We start from the raw sequence: 1,736 nt of genomic DNA on the forward strand, positions 1-1,736 counted from the left end.
CCCGCAGAATTCCTCAAGCTTGAAGCTTTCTTTCGTGAGTTCTCTGAAACTCAGTCCAATATAGCTTTTCAACCCATCTTGCACTTTTTTGCCCTTATGTCGGCGTGCAATTCGTTTCTGCTCAAGTCAAGCCTCTCCACCAAACTTGCAAGAAGCAGCCTTTATGCAGGTTCAGCGCCAATAGCGTTAACCGATCCAGCATCAAAAAAGCTCCCATCGCTCACCCAACGTGAGTCAATAGGAGCTGAGTTAGATCACTCATTGCGGGGCACAAATAACATCAAACTTGAAGCGTTAAAGCCCTTCAATGGGGTACTCAGACCCTTTCCAGGCTGCCAGACCACCCATGAGTTCAGCAATATTTTGATACCCTGCTGCCCGCAGTTGCGATGCCGCCGCCGCTGTTTGCTCAGCCGTCTGACCATAGACGTAGATATCACGGTTTGTTTCAAGCGCAGCACGCGCACGAGAGACTAGCTCACCCAGCGGCATGGCAATCGCTCCCATGATGTGGCTGGCGTTGAACGTATCCAGATCGCTCACATCAATAATGGTTAAAGCAGGTTCACCCCAATCTAAGCGCTCTTTGAGCGCAGCGACATTGGCTTTGGACTGCATGGCACCGGGGGTAGGAATGAGTGGAAAAAATTTGGTCATGATTTCACCAGGGATAGAGATCGCCGTCTGAACGTTATAGGGCTACGGACAAAACAAAGTAGAGTCGAAATTCAGGAGGCTTGACGGCTCAGGCAGCTTGCTAGAGAGACTTCGGCTTCGCTCAATTTAGGGTCAGCCTTGAGGTTAAGTACGCGCTCAAGCTGATCGTTGCCCATTTCACTGAGAGTCCGCTTGAGGCTCGGTTGACTCAGTACCGTTGGTAAACAGGCGATGAGAGCACTGATGCGAGCGTCTTCAGGGGAAACTTTGACTGCCTGTGGAGGCATCGTTTCAGAAACCGTTGCAGCAGGAAGCGGCATTGCCAGCGCTGGCTTAAAAAGTAAGCCTGGGAACCAAAGCAAGCCCACTAGCAAAGCCATTAGGAGCGTACGAGCTAAGCGCTTGGTAAGCTGATTGAAGGAGAAAATGATCCCGTTAGATTGCACTGGGCGGTAGTTCTTGAGACTTGAAAGAGTAGTCATAACAGTCCTTGGTAAGGTAGAAAGTTGCTAGAAAGCGTTGGCGATGACAAGGCTTGATGGTTGCCAAACTGGATCACATTGCAACGTTCAACCAGGATGGCTGACTTACAGCAGCCCCCAGAAGTGCAGAACGCCCTGGCTTGAGAACACTTCGATGAGAACAACAGACACGAAGCCCAACATTGCTAACCGACCATTCCAGGCTTCAGCTTGGGGCGTAAAACCCCAAACCCACGCATTGCGATCGGTGGTCGGAACGGAAACTTTGGTCGAACTTGCCATACTCTTTGCTCCAAATTGGGTGATGGGAACGATTGCGGCAACGATAAGACGTCAGACCTGCTTTCCAGTTTTAAAGCGAGGCAAAGCCTGCATCCAATTGCCATTCGTGTTTCAGCAGATCCTGATAGAGCGTTTCCCGCAGTAGCATCTGACGGTAGTGTTCGATGAGAAGCACTTGAGCCTGCTCGTGAGACATCTGCTCTACCTGATCGGCAAAACGTCTGAGGCTGAAGGCTTGCTCTAAAGTGAGTTCGGTGACTTGATCCATAACGATCACTTGCGCCCTCAAGGAGATAAAGCCGTGAACAAAGGTTT

The 1,736-nt window shown here is 50.4% G+C and carries 4 protein-coding genes; all 4 read right to left on the reverse strand.

Annotation, left to right across the window (positions count from 1 at the left end):
* Positions 1 to 294: 294 nt before the first annotated feature.
* Complete coding sequence (locus A8707_RS26090) at positions 295 to 657, reverse strand: rhodanese-like domain-containing protein (RefSeq protein ID WP_068820362.1); 363 nt, start codon at positions 655 to 657, stop codon at positions 295 to 297.
* Between the two features lie 71 nt (positions 658 to 728).
* Positions 729 to 1,139 (reverse strand): hypothetical protein, encoded by a 411-nt coding sequence (locus tag A8707_RS26095; RefSeq protein ID WP_156518906.1) that lies wholly within the window; start codon positions 1,137 to 1,139, stop codon positions 729 to 731.
* 105 nt (positions 1,140 to 1,244) lie between these two features.
* Positions 1,245 to 1,421 carry a chlorophyll a/b-binding protein gene (locus A8707_RS26100; RefSeq protein ID WP_068820365.1) on the reverse strand — a complete coding sequence of 59 codons (177 nt, stop codon included), beginning with the start codon at positions 1,419 to 1,421 and terminating at the stop codon, positions 1,245 to 1,247.
* 70 nt (positions 1,422 to 1,491) lie between these two features.
* The coding region (locus A8707_RS26105) for an NblA/ycf18 family protein (protein WP_331711751.1) at positions 1,492 to 1,736 on the reverse strand (245 nt) is incomplete at its 5' end.

Origin of the sequence: Phormidesmis priestleyi BC1401 (genome assembly GCF_001650195.1) — a bacterium.
Classification (GTDB): Bacteria; Cyanobacteriota; Cyanobacteriia; order Leptolyngbyales; family Leptolyngbyaceae; genus Phormidesmis_A; species Phormidesmis_A priestleyi_B.

Excerpts from the sequence above, each read along its gene's own strand:
- A8707_RS26090 (WP_068820362.1), bottom strand. The coding sequence starts at position 657 with ATGACCAAATTTTTTCCACTCATTCCTACCCCCGGTGCCATGCAGTCC.
- A8707_RS26095 (WP_156518906.1), bottom strand. The coding sequence starts at position 1,139 with ATGACTACTCTTTCAAGTCTCAAGAACTACCGCCCAGTGCAATCTAAC.
- A8707_RS26100 (WP_068820365.1), bottom strand. The coding sequence starts at position 1,421 with ATGGCAAGTTCGACCAAAGTTTCCGTTCCGACCACCGATCGCAATGCG.